This window comes from Diaphorobacter oryzae DSM 22780, assembly GCF_059568935.1.
Genome location: NZ_JCANUL010000005.1, coordinates 220,012 through 234,584, shown reverse-complemented (window position 1 = coordinate 234,584; position 14,573 = coordinate 220,012). Strand labels below are relative to the sequence as shown.

Genomic DNA, 14,573 nt, shown 5'->3' with positions numbered 1-14,573 from the left:
GTCCATCAAGCGCAAATAGCTACTAAAATCATAGCAATGAATCTTTCCACCGTGCTGCTCCTGCCCGGCTGGCAGAACTCCGGCCCCGGCCACTGGCAAACCGAGTGGGAACGCCTGCACGGGGATCTGCGCGTGCAGCAGCACGACTGGCTGCGCCCGCTGCGTGGCGACTGGTCGGCGCGGCTGGAGGAGGTGGTGGCCGACGCGCCCGGCCCCGTGCTGCTGGCGGCGCACAGCCTGGGCTGCATCCTCACCGCTTGGTGGGCCGCGCACACGCGCCATGCGCACAAGGTGCGGGGTGCGCTGCTGGTGGCGCCGGGCGATGTGGAACGGCCCGACCTGGCGGCGCAGATCACCGGCTGGGCGCCCATCGCGCGGCAGCCGCTGCCGTTTCCGGCCGTGCTGCTGGGCAGCCGCAACGACCCCTATTGCAGCCTGGCGCGCGCGCAGGCGCTGGCGGGGGACTGGGGCGCGCGCTTCATCGACTATGGCGAGCGCGGGCACATCAACGCCGAATCGGAACTGGGCGCATGGCCCGAGGGGCGGGCGCTGCTCCAATCCCTGGCAGACAAGGACTGAAAGACACACATGGTCACCAAGAAACCCAAGGGCCTGGGACGCGGCCTGGAAGCATTGCTGGGCCCCAAGGTGGCTGACAAGGCGCCGGCCGCGGCCACGGCCGACGGTGCGGCCGACAGCCCCGTGAGCACGCTGGCGCTGGACCAGCTGGTGCCCGGCGTGTACCAGCCGCGCACGCGCATGGACGAGGGCGCGCTGTACGAGCTGGCCGAGAGCATCAAGGCCCAGGGCATCATGCAGCCGATCCTGGTGCGCCGCCTGCAGGAGGGCGAGCATGCCGGCAAGTACGAAATCATCGCCGGCGAGCGGCGCTTTCGCGCCTCGCGCCTGGCGGGCCTGGAGCAGGTGCCGGTGCTGGTGCGCGACGTGCCCAACGAGGCTGCCGCCGCCATGGCGCTCATCGAGAACATCCAGCGCGAGGACCTGAACCCGCTCGAAGAGGCCCAGGGCCTGCAGCGGCTGGTCAAGGAATTCGGCCTGACGCACGAGCAGGCGGCCCAGGCCGTGGGCCGCTCGCGCAGCGCGGCCAGCAACCTGCTGCGCCTCTTGAACCTGGCCGATCCGGTGCAGACCATGCTCATGGCCGGCGACATCGACATGGGCCATGCGCGGGCGCTGCTGGCGCTGGACCGTGCGGCGCAGATCACGGCGGGCAACCAGATCGCGGCCAAGAAGCTGTCGGTGCGCGAGGCCGAGAGCCTGGTGAAGAAGCTGGGCGCAGAGTTCAGCCTGACGCCGCAAAAGCCCCAGAAGGACAAGTCGCGCGACCTCAAGCGCGTGGAGGAAGAGCTGTCCGACCTGCTCATGGCCGAGGTCGAGGTGCGCGTGAAAAAGCGCGTCAAGCGCGGCAGCCGCACCGAGGAGATGGGCGAGCTGGCCATCCAGTTCGGCTCGCTGGAGGCGCTCAACGGCCTCATCGAGCGCCTGCGCGGCAGCTAGGGCGCTCCGGTCCGCTGCCGACTATGTCGCGCCTGCCCTGGCCGCTGCCCGCATTGCTGGTGTGGGGCGCCGCATGGCTGGCGTTCACCGGCCTGCGCCCGGTGGCGCCGCCGCTGGCGGCCCTGGCCCTGGCCTGCGCCGTGGGCACGGCGGGCAGCCTGCTGGCGCAGGGCTGGTGGCGCCGCGGGCTGATCGCGCTGGGCTTTCCGCTGTCCGCCGCACTGACGGGCGTGGTCGCGCTGCCGGCCTGGGCCTGGCTGCTGCCGCTGGCCCTCTTGCTGCTGGTGTATCCGCTCAACGCCTGGCGCGACGCGCCGCTGTTTCCCACGCCGCCGGGCGCGCTGCGCGGGCTGCAGGCCCTGGCGCCGCTGCCCGCGGGTGCGGCCGTGCTGGATGCGGGCTGCGGCCTGGGGGACGGGCTGAAGGCCTTGCGCGCGGCCTATCCGCAGGCGCGGCTGCAGGGGCTGGAATGGAGCGCCGTGCTGGCCCCGCTGTGCCGCCTGCGCTGTCCCTGGGCGCGGGTGCGCCGCGGCGACATCTGGGCCGCCGACTGGAGCGGCTACGCCATGGTCTACGTGTTCCAGCGCCCCGAAAGCATGGCCCGCGTGGCCGCCAAGGCCCGCGCCGAGATGGCGCCGGGCAGCTGGCTGGTCAGCCTGGCGTTCGAGGTGCCCGGCGTGCGCGCCAGCGGCCGGCTGCACTCCTTCGCCGGGCATGCGGCCTGGGTGTACCGCCTGCCCCTGGGGCCCGCGCTGGAAGGGGCCCCAGGGGGGGAATTGGAAACAACTTGAAAGCAAGCGTTGCAAACGGAGCCAGACCGCTATGATTTCGCCCCATCCGTTCGCTCGCCGAACCACCGCGCTTCGCGCGCCGCAGCCGCACCCCGCTGCGTCACTGCATCCACCACATCATTCACATAGAGAGAGAGGAAGGAAGCCCATGTCCCAGAAAACCCTGTCGCTGCTGGCAGCCGCCTGTGCCGTCGTCGCCCTGACGGGCTGCGAAACCACCAGCATGAAGATGGGCAGCGCCGAGTCCAAGACCGTGGCCACCGGTGCGGCAGCGGGCGGCAGCGCCGCCAACGAGAGCAGCCAGCTGGAGCGTTGCCAGTCGCCCCTGGGCACGGTGTCGCTGGTCGAGAACCAGGACGCCGGCTGGTACACCATCCTGCGCAACGAGTACAAGCTGCCGCCTACGGCCAACCTGCTGCGCCTGCTGATCCAGCAGTCCAACTGCTTCATCGTGGTCGAGCGCGGCGCGGCCGGCATGCGCGCCATGGACCGCGAGCGCCAGCTCATGGGTTCGGGCGAGATGCGCGGCGGCAGCAACTTCGGCAAGGGCCAGATGGTGGCGTCCGACTACGGCATGTCGCCCGAGATCATCTTCAGCAACAACGACGCCGGCGGTATCGGTGGCGTGCTGGGTGGCCTGATCGGCGGCGGCAGCGGCCGCGCGGTGGCGGCCATTGGCGGCGGCCTGAAGACCCGCGAAGCCAGCGCCATGCTGACCCTGGTGGACAACCGCTCGGGCGTGCAGGTGGCGGCCTCCGAGGGCAGCGCCTCCAAGAGCGACTTTGCCGGCTTCGGCAGCCTGTTCGGCGGCTCCGCTGGCGGCGGCCTGGGCGGCTACCAGAACACGGCGCAGGGCAAGGTGATCACGGCGGCCTTCATGGACGCCTACAACCAGATGGTCGTGGCGCTGCGCAGTTACAAGGCGCAGTCGGTGCAGGGCCAGGGCCTGGGCGGCGGCGGTCGCCTGGGCGTGGACGGTGGCGCCGCCCCGTCGCAGACCAAGTCGGGCGCGGCCATGTCCGTGCGCGAGGCGCAGGAACGTCTGAATGCCATGGGCTACAACGTGGGCACGCCCGACGGTTCCGCCGGCCCCAAGACGGCGCGGGCGCTGCGCGAGTTCCAGCAGGCCCAGGGCCTGCCCGTGACGGGCCGCCTGGACTCGGCCACTGCCGGCGCGCTGTCGCGCTGATGCCTGGACGCAGTGGGGGATAGCCCCCATGGCATGCAAGCGGCCTTCGGGCCGCTTTTTCGTGGGTGCTTGCTTTTGCTATTGTTTTAATAGCTTTCGGCACTTTGTCCATGAGCCGTGATGGCATAAAACACCAAAAATTTGGGGCTGCATCTTGACGGCGCAGCATCGCAGGTCGCGCTGGCCCGCAGGGGGAGCCGGGGTGCTGTGCCGGCGTCGCGTGGGGCCTATTTCATGCGGCTGGCCCGACTGACGTACAGGGCCACGGCCGCAATGTCAGCGTCGCTGAGTGTGGCCTTGAACGAGGGCATGGCGCCAATGCCGTCACGCATGGCGCGTGCCACACGGGCGGCGTCGGGCTGCAGTTCGTCGAGTACCGGGCCGATGGCGCCCTCGGCACCAGCGTCCTTCAGCGTGTGGCACAGCGCGCAGGCGGGTGTGGCCGTGGTGAACAGCTTCTTGCCCAGGGCCATTTGGGCCGCTTCGTCGGCCTGCGCCGCAGTGGTCAGGGCGAGGGCGGTGGCCAGGGCCAAGGCATGGATCAGGGGTTGGGTCTTCATGAGGGGCTTGTAAGAATCAAAATAAAGCAGCGGCCCGCCCGCCGGCGGGCCCGCAGGCGGTTTGCTGCAATACAGGGGAAAGAAGCGCGCTCGCCGACTCAGGCCACGGTCACGGTGACCGCATGGTCGGCCCAACTGGTGTTGTTGTAGCCGCTCTGGTTTTCGCCGCGCGTCTCGGGCTGCACGTTGCCCTGCGTGTCGGTGGCGCGGCTGGCCAGCACATGGCTGCCCTTGGGCAACCGGGTCTGCAGCGCGAACTGGCGCCAGGCGTACTTGCCCATGTCCGGGCCCACGAGGCGCGCGGCCTGCCAGGTCTTGCCGCCGTCGGTGGAGACCTCCACGCCCTTGACGGCGTGCATGCCGCCAAAGGCCACGCCATGGATCTGCACCATGCCGGCGGCCTGCGGGCCGCTCTCGGGCAGGGGGCTGTTGATCCAGGACTTGACGCTCATCTCCTGCACGGACGGCTGGCTCGGGTCGCCCTTGCTGCCGGGCGGCGAGATGCGGTAGCCATGCGACATGATCTTGGCGTCGCTCTCCTGCGCCGTGAAGGCGAGCTGCTTGATGTATTTGATGTTGTTCACGCCGGTGTAGCCCGGCACGATCAGACGCAGCGGGCCGCCGTGGGCCAGCGGGATCGGCTCGCCATTCATCTCCCAGGCCAGCAGGGCGTCCTGCAGGGCCTCGGCGGGCACCGAGCGTTCCACGATCACGCTCTTGGGGTCGATGCCGGGCGGCAGTACCTCGCCACCGGTGCCGGTCATGTACTTCATGCCGTCGGCCACGCCGCCCAGGGCCTGGACCACGTCGCGTACCGGCACGCCGCTCCAGACCACGCAGCCGGCAGCGCCCACGGTCCAGGGCGTGCCGCTGGGCTTGCTCGGGAAGAAGCCGCGCCCGTTGCCCGAGCATTGCAGCACCATGGTCACCGTCTCCAGGCCCAGGCCCTTGAGTTCGCGCACGCTCAGCAGCCTCGGCTGCTTCACGCCATCGATCTGCACCTGCCAGGCATCACGGTCGGCCACGATGGACTCGGGTGGCGTGGGCAGGTTGTTGCGCACGTACAGCTGGTCGGTGGGCGTGATCACGCTGGTGCCAAAGGCGCTGCGCTTGGTCTCAATGGTGGTGGAGCTGTGCACGATGACCGCGTCGGCCTTCTTCCAGCCCGCATAGGAGGGCAGGGGTCTGGCGGTAGCCACGGCAGTCTGGGTCATGGCGCCGCGGTGGAAGTTCGCCAGGCCGATGGCGGCCAGGGCGCTGGCGCTGCCCGCGAGCAGGCGGCGGCGCGGCAGGGAAGTGGGCGAGGGGGTCATGGGGCGTCTCCTGTGGTGGTTGTGGCTTGTTGTGGGGAAGGGGGACGGCGCAGCGCCTGCCGTCAGCGCGGCGCGGCGCTGCCGGTCAGGGCCTGGCTGGCCACGGCCAGAGCCTGTTTTTTTTGGGCCACGAGCACCAGCGGGCGGCCCTCGCGCGAGCGCACCACCTGCCAGTACATGTTGGACCACCAGCCGCGGTTGTCGGCCAGGGTCTGCGGCTGGTCGAAGGCCAGTACCGTGACGATGCCGCCCTTTTCGAAGAAGGTGATCAGGTGATAGGCCTTGGTGCCGTCGATGTCGCAGGGCCGCAGGAGCTGGGTGTGGCCGGGCAGGGCCTTGCCGGGTTCCAGGTCCAGGTGGCGCGCGATCTCGGCCTCGGGCATGAAGCTGCCGCGCAGCGTGCGCTCGTAGTACTCATGCTCGATGGCCGCGCGTACCAGTTCGGGCGGGCGCATGGCGAACACGGCCGACGCGGCCGATCCGCCCACCAGCAGCGTGGCCAGCAGTCGCCGCACGCTGCGGCGCGCATGCCAGGGCGTGTGGCGCAACAGGTGCGGCGGTGGGTCGCCGGGCGTGAAGGCCAGGGCCAGTTCGGCGCGGGCGCGCAGGTCGAACGCGGTTTCCTGCAGGGGATCGGGGGGCATCATTTCTGGGTCTTTCGCAAAGGGGTCACGCTGGCGGGCCCGGTGGCGAGTGCGGTGGCAGGGCTCAGCGCGGCCCGCAGGGCGTCGCGTGCCCGGGCCAGGCGCGAGAGCACAGTGCCCGGCGCAATGTCCAGCGCCTCGGCCATCTGGGCCGTGGGCATGTCGTCGAAGTAGTACAGCACCAGCACTTCGCGGTGGATGGGGGCGATGCGCCCCAGCGCCTTGACGACGTCCAGCTGGTCGTCCAGCGTCGACGGGGCCGCGGTGTCCTGCCCCTCCTCGGAATAGGTCAGGGGCTGGTCCGGCACCAGATGGCGCAGCGCATGGCGGCGCATGATCTGGAACAGCCAGGCGCGTGCCAGACGCGTGTCGCGCAACTGGTCACGCCAGCGCCAGGCGCTGGTGAAGCAGTCCTGTACCACGTCCTCGGCCAGCGCGCGCGAACCCGTCAGGGCCCAGGCACTGCGCAGCAGGAAGCGGTAGTGATCGCGTACCCACTGGTTGTAGCGCGACTCGGCGGTGGAGATCATGCGGCTTAAGAGCGTGGTGCCAGTGGTTCCATTCCATGGCGCAGATCAGTGAAAACCCTGGTGCGGAAGGCGCGCACTCGGGACCTGCGTGGATGCAGGGCGCCGGGCTGTACTTATTTCGCTCCTAATTAAATAGCGTGTAACGCTTGATGGAAAGGCGCTGGACCGCCTTTTGACCCGTATTTCAGGGCGATCCCAGAAACCGCCCCGGTGCTAGCCCTACGGCGCGGCGCACCATGGCGCTGAAGGCGCTGGGGCTGTTGTAGCCGAGTTCGGCCGCGATCTGGTTGATGGGCTTGCGGCCCGCGGCCAGGGCCACGGCCCGGGCCAGGATGACCTGCTGGCGCCATTGCGTGAAGGTGCTTCCCAGTTCCTGGCGGAACAGCCGCGCCACCGTGCGCGGGCTGGCGCCCGTGTCGCGCGCCCAGTCGGCCAGCGTGTCGTGGCGCGTGGGGTCGGCGATCACGGCCTCGCACAGGTGGCGCAGGCGTTTGTCGCGCGGCAGGTCCACGCCCAGGCGCACGCTGCGGGCGCGGCGCAGCTCGTCGAGGATCAGCGCGCTCAGGTGGCGCTCGCGGCGCAGCAGCTCGGGCGGCAGCGGCGCGCCGTCGTCGGGCTCGGTGGGCATTTCGCGCACCACGGCGCGCAGCAGGTCGGACACCTCCAGCACGCGGCACTGGCGCCAGGGCGACTCCTGCGCGCGGGGCACGCCGGGGCCGCAGCGCCCGGGCGGCTGGTGGAAGTACAGGGTGCGCAGGTCGGCGTCCTCCACCATGGTCACGGCATGCTCCACGCCGGGCGGAATCCACAGCGCGCGCGAGGGCGGCACGATGTAGGTGCCGCGCGGCACCGTCAGCCGCAGCACGCCTGTGGTGGAGATCGCCACCTGCGCCCAGGGGTGGCTGTGCGGCCGCACCTGGGTGTCGGCGCGCAGCTCGCGGTGCTTGGCGCGCACGGGCCGCTCCACGCTGGGCACGAACAGGTGAGGCGTGAGCGATTCCACGTACGACAGCACCCGCGCCGGCCGCGGCGTGCGGGCGGCGCGGGTGTCCGCGTCGGCGGACGGGACGGGCAGAGCAGGGCGGGGGGCGGCAGGGCTTGGCATGGTTGCGACAGCAATTGGCCGTCTATCGTATATCTGCCGCCCGCGTCTTGCCTAAGATCAGGCCCATGACTACTGTTGCCCCTTCCCTGCGCCAGGACGCGCGCACCATCGGCCTGATCGGCCTGGCGCATGGTTCCTCGCACTTCTTTCACCTGCTGCTGCCGCCGCTGTTCCCGTTCCTGATCGCGGAGTTCGGCTTCAGCTACTCGGAGCTGGGACTGCTGGTGTCGGTGTTCTTCGTGGTTTCCGGCGTGGGGCAGGCGCTGGCGGGCTTCCTGGTGGACCGCGTGGGCGCGCGCCCGGTGCTGTTTTGCGCGCTTGCCTGCTTCGCGCTGGCGGGGCTGGTGGCGGGCTCCTCCAGCGGCTACGCGGGGCTGCTGGTGGCCTCGGTGCTGGCGGGGCTGGGCAATGCGCCGTTCCACCCGGTGGACTTCACCATCCTCAACAAGCGCGTGTCGCCCGCGCGCCTGGGCCATGGTTTTTCGGTGCACGGCATCTCGGGCAACCTGGGCTGGGCCACGGCGCCTGTGTTCATGGCCGGCATCGCCACGGCCACGGGATCGTGGCGCATGGCCTGCCTGAGCGGCGCGGCGCTGGCGCTGGTGGTGCTGGCCATCATGGTGTGGAACCGCGACGCGCTGGACGACCGCCAAGGCAGCTGGGCGCACCAGGCGCCCAAGGGCACGGCGGGCGGCGGCGCGGCGGCGGCGGAGCACCCCATGGCCTTCCTGCGGCTGCCCGCCGTGTGGCTGTGTTTCTCGTTCTTTTTCTGGAGCACCTGCTCGCTCAGCGCCATCCAGAGCTTTGCCGGCCCCGCGCTGCAGCGCCTGTACGGCCTGCCGCTGTCGCTGACGGCCATGGTGGTCACGGGCTACATGCTGTGCGGCGCCCTGGGCATGGTGATCGGCGGCTTCCTCGTGGGCCGCGTGGCGCGGCTGGAAAAAACCATCAGCATCTGCCTGCTGGTCTCCGGCGCGCTGCTGGCGCTGGTGGGGGCGGGGCTGCTGCCGGGCAAGGCGGCGCTGGTCGTGGCGGCGCTGGCGGGCATGGGCATCGGCATTGCCGGCCCGTCGCGCGACATGCTCATCAAGCGCGCTTCGCCGCCCGGTGCCACGGGCCGCGTGTATGGCACGGTGTATTCGGGCCTGGACCTGGGCTTTTGCCTGGCCGCACCGGTGTTCGGCGCCATGCTGGACGCGCAGATGAACGCCGGCATTTTCTACGGCTCGGCGCTGTCGCTGGTGCTCAGCGTGGCGTCGGCGGGCCTGGTGGGGGCGGGCGTGGCGGCGCGCGCCGGGCGGCCGGCAGGGGCCGCCGCCTGAGCGCGGCCCGCCGGGCTGGCCTCAGGCGGTGCCGTAGGGCTGTTTGTCGGGGTAGAGGTGTTGCAGGGCGTCGAGCTGCTCGCGCGTGGCCGCGCGCCGCGCCACGGCGTCGCGGCGCGACAGGCTCAGCTCGCCCACCAGCGCATTGCCCAGGGCGGTGAATGCCGCGTACGAGTCGAACATGGTCGCGCCCCGGGTGGGCAGGACCAGCGTGAGGTCGCTGACCAGCGCCAGGGGCGCCATGGCATCGTCGGTCAGCGCCACCAGGCGCACCCGCTGCTCGCGCAGCCAGCGCGCCAGTTGCTGGGTGCTGCGCAGGTAGCGCCGCACCGACAGGCAGAGCACCAGGTCCTGCGCTCCATAGTCCTGCAGGCGATCGGCCGCCGCGCCCATCGGGTCCACGAATTCGGTGGGCAGGGCGATCGACAGCTGGGCCGCCAGCAGCTGCGCGGGCCCCTGGCTGTAGCGTCCGCCGACCACGGCCACCCGCCCCTGGCAGGTGCTCAGCCAGGTCAGCAACTGCGCGAACCGGGGGCTTTGCAGCATGTCGGACAGCGCGGCAAGGTTGCGCAGATCCTGCTCCAGCGCCTGTAGCGACGCGGACTGCGGGCCATGCGCGGCGCGGGCCTCGTCCGCAAGCCGCTGGTGGGGCGCCTCGTATTGCGCGGCCAAGGCCGATTGCAGTTGCTGCTGTGCCTCGGCATAGGACGCATAGCCCAGCCGGGGAAAGAAACGCACCACCGTGGCGGGGCTCACGCCCGCCTGCGCGGCCAGGGTGCGGGCCGAAACAAAGGCCATGGCATGCGGGTTGGTCCGCACGTATTCGGCCAACCGCTGCTCGGCGGAGCCCAGTTGCGGCAGCTTCTCGGCGATCTGGTGCATCAGGTCCATGGTGCGCAGCTTAGGGGGTGTGGCTCCGTCGAGCAACAGATGTTGCACAAAGGGATAGCTGTGATTATTATTGTTTCTCATGAATTTTTCAGAGAAACACTTGTTGCATTCCCTGCCAGCCTCTCCCGCGCGACCATGGCGCATCGGGCTGCTCGGGCTGGTGCACGAGACCAATACCTTCGAGGCCGGGCAGACGGGCTATGACGCCTTCGCCCGGCCCGCCGACCGCGAGCCGCTGATGCGCGGCGCCGAGCTGCTGCGCATGCGCGGCACGCGCAGCGTCATGGGCGGCATGCTGGGGCAGCTGGAGGCCGTGGCGCGCGCGGAGCAGGTCGAGGTCGTGCCCCTGTACCGGGCCTCGGCCGCGCCGTCGGCGCTGGTCGACGGGCAGGCCTGGCTGCGGATGCGGCAGGAGATTCTGGCGCAGGTGGACGAGGCCGGGCCGCTCGACGCCCTGCTGGTCGAGTTGCACGGGGCCATGGTCGCCGACGGCGAGGACGACTGCGAGGGCGCGCTGCTCGCCGCCCTGCGCGAGCGCGTGGGCGGGCGCTGCACCATCGTGGCCTCGCTGGACTTCCATGCCAACGTCAGCCCCGCCATGGTGGGCCACGCCGACATGCTGGTGCCCTACCGGACCTACCCGCATGTGGACATGCACGCCACCGGTGAGCGCTGCGCGCGCCGCCTGCTGGCCTGCCTGGCCACGAGCGCCCGTCCCGCCCGGGCCTGGGCGCAGGCCCGCTTCCTGGTGCCGCTCGTGAGCCAGTACACCGGTGACGGCGCCATGGCCGACTTCATGCAGGCCTGCAGGGAGCGCGCGCGGCGCGATGGCCTGGACATGGCGCTGTGCGGCGGCTTTGCGCTGGCCGACACGCCCCACGCGGGCCCGTCGCTGGCCGTCTATGCGCCAGCCGGAGGCGAGGCAGCGGCGCAGCGGGCCGCCCGGGACCTGATGGCGCTGCTGGACACGCTGCGCCCGCAGCTTGCGGCGCCGCTGCATGCGCCGCAGGAGGCCGTGGCCCTGCTGCGCAGTGGCGAGCGCACCCTTCTTGCCGACGTGGCCGACAACCCCGGCGCGGGCTGCGGCGCCCAGAGCACGGCGCTGCTGTGCGCGCTGCATGACGCGCAAGTGGCACGCAGCCTGGTGGCCACGCTCAACCTGCCCGACTGGGCGGCGGCCGCGCATGCGGCAGGCGAGGGCGGGCAGTTCACCGTGGCCCTGCCCGGGCGGGTGCAGCCGGTGCGGCTGCGCGTGCTCACGCTGAGCGATGGCCGCTACGCCTGCACGGGCGCCATGTGGGCCGGCCGCGAGGTGCGCCAGGGTCCCACGGCCCGGCTGGCCTGGGGCAGTGTCGAGGCCATCGTGGCCAGTGCCCCCGTGCAGGCGCTCGACCCGGGGGCGCTGGCCTGCGTCGGCGCGACGCCGGGGGACTACGACGTGCTGTCCCTCAAGAGCAGCGTGCACTACCGGGCGGCCTTCGGCCCCTGGGCGCAACGCATCCTGAACGTGGACGCGCGCCGCATGCCGGGGCAGGCGGCGCCGTCCCTGGCCTACCGCCGGCTGCGCCCGGGCGTGGCCACCCATCCCTGACCCCCGCAATCACATCAACACAACAGGAGAACCCACCATGCAACCGATGCACCACCGCCGCCACTTCCTGGCCCAGGCCCTGGGCGCGGCCGGCGCGCTCGCCGCTCCCGCCGCCTGGGCGCAGTCCGCGCCCTATCCCAGCCGCGCCATCACCCTGCTGTGCCCCTGGCCCGCGGGCGGCTCGACCGATGTCACGCTGCGCGCCTTCGCCGAGAGCGCCTCGCAGCGGCTCGGCCAGAGCATCGTGATCGTGAACCGGCCGGGTGCGGGCGGCACGCTGGGCGCCACGGCGATGCCCTCGACCAAGCCTGACGGCTACACCATCACGCAACTGCCGCCCGCCACGTTCCGCCTGCCGCAGATGCAAAAGACCGCCTGGGACCCGCTGGCCGACTTCAGCTACATCGTGGGCCTCACGGGCTACACCATGGGCCTGGTGGTGCGGGCCGACGCTCCGTGGAAGAGCATCCAGGAATTCGTGGAGGATGCGCGCGCGCGCCCCGGCAAGATCAACTACGGCTCCACGGGGCTGGCCACCTCGCCGCACATGGTGGTGGAGGAACTGGCGCTGGGGCAAAAGCTCGACCTGGTGCATGTGCCGCACAAGGGGTCGGCCGATCTGGCGACCTCGCTGCTGGGCGGGCACATCATGGCGGCCTCCGACTCCAGCGGCTGGGCTCCCCATGTGGAAGCGGGCCGCATGCGCCTGCTGGCCGTGTATGGATCGCGCCGGGCCAAGCGCTTCCCGCAGGTGCCGACGTTGAGCGAGGCCGGCTACGGCGTCGTCTCGGAGGCGCGCTACGGCATCGTGGGGCCTCGTGGCATGGACGCCGCCGTGGCGGCGCGCCTGCACGATGCCTTCAAGGCCACGCTGGAGGACCCCAAGGTCCTGCAGGTGCTCGACAGGCTCGACCAGCCCGCGCTGTACATGACCGGCGCGCAGTACCTCGACTACGCGCGCAGCGAGGTGGCGCGCGACCGTGAACTCGCCAAGCGGCTGAACCTCACGCAGCTCTGACGCTCTCCCGGCCCGGGCGGCGGCTTCACAGCGTGAAGATCTTGCCCGGGTTCAGGATGTTCTGCGGGTCCAGCGCGCGCTTGATGGCGCGCATCATCTCCACCGCGCCGTCGCCCGCCTCGTCCACGAGGAAGCCCATCTTGTGCACGCCCACGCCGTGCTCACCGGTGCAGGTGCCGCCCAGCCGCAGAGCGCGGGCGACGAGCTGGTGGTTGAGCTGTTCGGCTTTTTCGCGCTCCTCGGGCACGTTCGGGTCCAGCAGATAGCCGAAGTGGAAGTTGCCGTCGCCCACGTGGCCCACCAGGAAGTAGGGGATGCCGCTGGCCTCGGCTTCGGCCACGGAGTCGAGCAGGCAATCGGCCAGGCGGCTGATGGGCACGCAGGTATCGGTGCTGATGGCCTTGCAGCCCGGGCGGCTTTGCACGGCGGCAAAGTAGGCGTTGTGCCGCGCCGTCCACAGGCGCGTGCGCTCCTCGGGCGTGGTGGCCCACTCGAAGGCGTTGCCGCCCCATTCGCGGGCCAGCTCCTGCACCGTTTCGGCCTGCTCCTGCACGCCCGTGGGCGAGCCGTGGAATTCCATGAGCAGCATCGGCTCCTCGCGCAGGGCCAGTTTGCTGTGCGCGTTGACCATGCGCACGCTGTGGGCGTCGATCAGCTCCACGCGCGCGATCGGCACGCCCAGCTGGATGGTCTGGATCACGGTGCGTACGGCGGCCTCGATGCTGGGGAACGAGCAGATGGCCGCGCTCACCGCCTCGGGCAGCGGGTACAGGCGCACGGTGACTTCGGTGAACAGGCCCAGCGTGCCCTCGCTGCCCACCATCAGGCGCGTGAGGTCGTAGCCGGCGCTGCTCTTCTTGGCGCGCGTGCCGGTGCGGATCACCTCGCCGCTGGCCGTCACCACCTCCAGCGCCAGCACGTTCTCGCGCATGGTGCCGTAGCGCACGGCGTTGGTGCCGCTGGCGCGCGTGGCGGCCATGCCGCCGATGCAGGCGTCGGCGCCGGGGTCGATGGGGAAGAACAGGCCCGTGTCCTTGATGGCGTCGTTGAGCTGCTTGCGCGTGATGCCGGGCTGCACGGTGACGGTGAGGTCGTCGGCGTCGACGGACAGCACGCGGTTCATGCGGCTCACATCGATGCTGATGCCGCCCTGGATGGCCAGCAGATGCCCTTCGAGCGACGAGCCCGCGCCGTAGGGAATCACCGGCACCGCATGCTGCGCGGCCAGGCGCACGGCGTCCTGCACGTCCTGCGTGCTCTCGGCGAACACCACGGCGGCGGGCGGCGGAGCCTGCAGCGAGCCCTCGTCGCGGCCATGCTGCTCGCGCACGGCCTGGGCCGTGGAGTACTGCGCGCCGAACCGCTGTGCCAACGCATCCAGCAGGGCTTGCGGCACGGGGCGCAGGGCGACCTGGGGCTGCAGGTGGGAGGCGTGGGCGGGGGCGTTCATGGGACTTCTCCGGACGTGATGGAACCGGCCATTCTAGAAGTCCTGGGGGGCTCGCGTGGCGGCCCGCCCCAATGAGAAACCCCGCCTACACCCTGGAGTACAGTGCAGGCGGGGGGTGGTGGCGGCCCGAGAGGACGGGCCGCCTGGACCAACACGGCGTTGCGCTCAAGGTTGCGTAATCAACGCGGTGCCGTGCAGTCCATAACGGGTCAGGAACCGGTGCCGGCGTCGAACTCGGCGCGGGACAGGGCGCCGCTCTTGTCCTTGTCCAGCTCCTGGAAACGGTTGGCGACGGCGGGAAGCCGGGCCGCTTCGGCGGAACTCAGCTGGCCGTCATGGTTGGCGTCGGCGCGGTTGAAGGCATCGTTGGCCGGGGGCTTCTGGCCGCCGCCAAAGACCGCCTTCGGCTCGGCGGAGGCCGGTGCGGGCCCAGCCTGGTACTTCGGTTGTGCGGAGGGGACGGGCGAGGTTTGGGCTTGCGCCAGCGCACCACCCACGGTCAGTGCCGCGAACAGCATCACGCTGCGGGCATCGAACGCGGAACGGGTACGTCGTTGCTTGGCTTGAGGCATCGATTCGGTCTCCGAAGAAGTTGAACAGGCCTCTATTGCAGCGCAGCATGGACGGCGGGGCCAGCACTTTTGCCCGCTG

The 14,573-nt window shown here is 70.9% G+C and carries 15 protein-coding genes; 7 read left to right on the top strand and 8 right to left on the bottom strand.

The window, feature by feature from the left end:
- Positions 1–36 precede the first annotated feature (36 nt).
- The 4 genes from BP68_RS10765 (at position 37) to BP68_RS10750 (ending at position 3,498) form a co-directional block, all read left to right on the top strand.
- A complete protein-coding gene (locus tag BP68_RS10765; RefSeq protein ID WP_496371513.1) occupies positions 37–579 on the top strand; it encodes an RBBP9/YdeN family alpha/beta hydrolase in 543 nt (180 codons plus the stop codon).
- A gap of 9 nt (positions 580–588) precedes the next feature.
- Complete coding sequence (locus BP68_RS10760) at positions 589–1,518, top strand: ParB/RepB/Spo0J family partition protein (RefSeq protein ID WP_496371511.1); 930 nt, start codon at positions 589–591, stop codon at positions 1,516–1,518.
- 23 nt (positions 1,519–1,541) lie between these two features.
- Positions 1,542–2,309 carry a class I SAM-dependent methyltransferase gene (locus tag BP68_RS10755; protein ID WP_496371509.1) on the top strand — a complete coding sequence of 256 codons (768 nt, stop codon included), beginning with the start codon at positions 1,542–1,544 and terminating at the stop codon, positions 2,307–2,309.
- A gap of 148 nt (positions 2,310–2,457) precedes the next feature.
- Positions 2,458–3,498: a peptidoglycan-binding protein gene (locus BP68_RS10750; protein WP_496371507.1), complete on the top strand. Its 1,041-nt coding sequence runs from the start codon at positions 2,458–2,460 to the stop codon at positions 3,496–3,498.
- 227 nt (positions 3,499–3,725) lie between these two features.
- On the opposite strand, the gene sorU is transcribed toward BP68_RS10750, so the two are convergent.
- The 5 genes from sorU to BP68_RS10725 form a co-directional block, all read right to left on the bottom strand.
- A complete protein-coding gene (sorU, locus tag BP68_RS10745; RefSeq protein WP_496371505.1) occupies positions 3,726–4,058 on the bottom strand; it encodes a SorU family sulfite dehydrogenase c-type cytochrome subunit in 333 nt (110 codons plus the stop codon).
- Positions 4,059–4,156: 98 nt separating this feature from the next.
- Positions 4,157–5,371: a SorT family sulfite dehydrogenase catalytic subunit gene (gene sorT / locus BP68_RS10740; protein WP_496371503.1), complete on the bottom strand. Its 1,215-nt coding sequence runs from the start codon at positions 5,369–5,371 to the stop codon at positions 4,157–4,159.
- A gap of 62 nt (positions 5,372–5,433) precedes the next feature.
- Positions 5,434–6,018: a hypothetical protein gene (locus tag BP68_RS10735; protein ID WP_496371501.1), complete on the bottom strand. Its 585-nt coding sequence runs from the start codon at positions 6,016–6,018 to the stop codon at positions 5,434–5,436.
- Positions 6,015–6,545 (bottom strand): RNA polymerase sigma factor, encoded by a 531-nt coding sequence (locus tag BP68_RS10730; RefSeq protein WP_496371499.1) that lies wholly within the window; start codon positions 6,543–6,545, stop codon positions 6,015–6,017. The genes BP68_RS10735 and BP68_RS10730 overlap by 4 nt, the downstream gene beginning before the upstream one ends.
- Positions 6,546–6,729: 184 nt before the next feature.
- Entirely contained in the window at positions 6,730–7,650 is a 921-nt protein-coding gene (locus BP68_RS10725; protein WP_496371497.1) for an AraC family transcriptional regulator, read from the bottom strand.
- 65 nt (positions 7,651–7,715) lie between these two features.
- Here BP68_RS10725 and BP68_RS10720 point away from each other — a divergent pair, with 65 nt between their 5' ends.
- Complete coding sequence (locus BP68_RS10720; RefSeq protein WP_496371495.1) at positions 7,716–8,972, top strand: MFS transporter; 1,257 nt, start codon at positions 7,716–7,718, stop codon at positions 8,970–8,972.
- 21 nt (positions 8,973–8,993) lie between these two features.
- Here BP68_RS10720 and BP68_RS10715 read toward each other — a convergent pair whose 3' ends face one another.
- Complete coding sequence (locus BP68_RS10715; protein ID WP_496371493.1) at positions 8,994–9,863, bottom strand: MurR/RpiR family transcriptional regulator; 870 nt, start codon at positions 9,861–9,863, stop codon at positions 8,994–8,996.
- Positions 9,864–9,963: 100 nt separating this feature from the next.
- On the opposite strand from BP68_RS10715, the gene BP68_RS10710 reads away from it, so the two are divergent.
- Together BP68_RS10710 and BP68_RS10705 are read left to right on the top strand one after the other, a co-directional pair.
- Positions 9,964–11,454 (top strand): M81 family metallopeptidase, encoded by a 1,491-nt coding sequence (locus BP68_RS10710; RefSeq protein WP_496371491.1) that lies wholly within the window; start codon positions 9,964–9,966, stop codon positions 11,452–11,454.
- Between the two features lie 46 nt (positions 11,455–11,500).
- Positions 11,501–12,472: a tripartite tricarboxylate transporter substrate binding protein gene (locus tag BP68_RS10705; RefSeq protein WP_496371648.1), complete on the top strand. Its 972-nt coding sequence runs from the start codon at positions 11,501–11,503 to the stop codon at positions 12,470–12,472.
- 25 nt (positions 12,473–12,497) lie between these two features.
- Here the strand turns inward: BP68_RS10705 and BP68_RS10700 are convergent, their stop codons facing one another.
- Positions 12,498–13,922, bottom strand: coding sequence for an FAD-binding oxidoreductase (locus tag BP68_RS10700; RefSeq protein ID WP_496371489.1), 1,425 nt, complete (start codon positions 13,920–13,922; stop codon positions 12,498–12,500).
- A gap of 209 nt (positions 13,923–14,131) precedes the next feature.
- Positions 14,132–14,494 carry an EF-hand domain-containing protein gene (locus tag BP68_RS10695; RefSeq protein ID WP_496371487.1) on the bottom strand — a complete coding sequence of 121 codons (363 nt, stop codon included), beginning with the start codon at positions 14,492–14,494 and terminating at the stop codon, positions 14,132–14,134.
- Positions 14,495–14,573 lie beyond the last annotated feature (79 nt).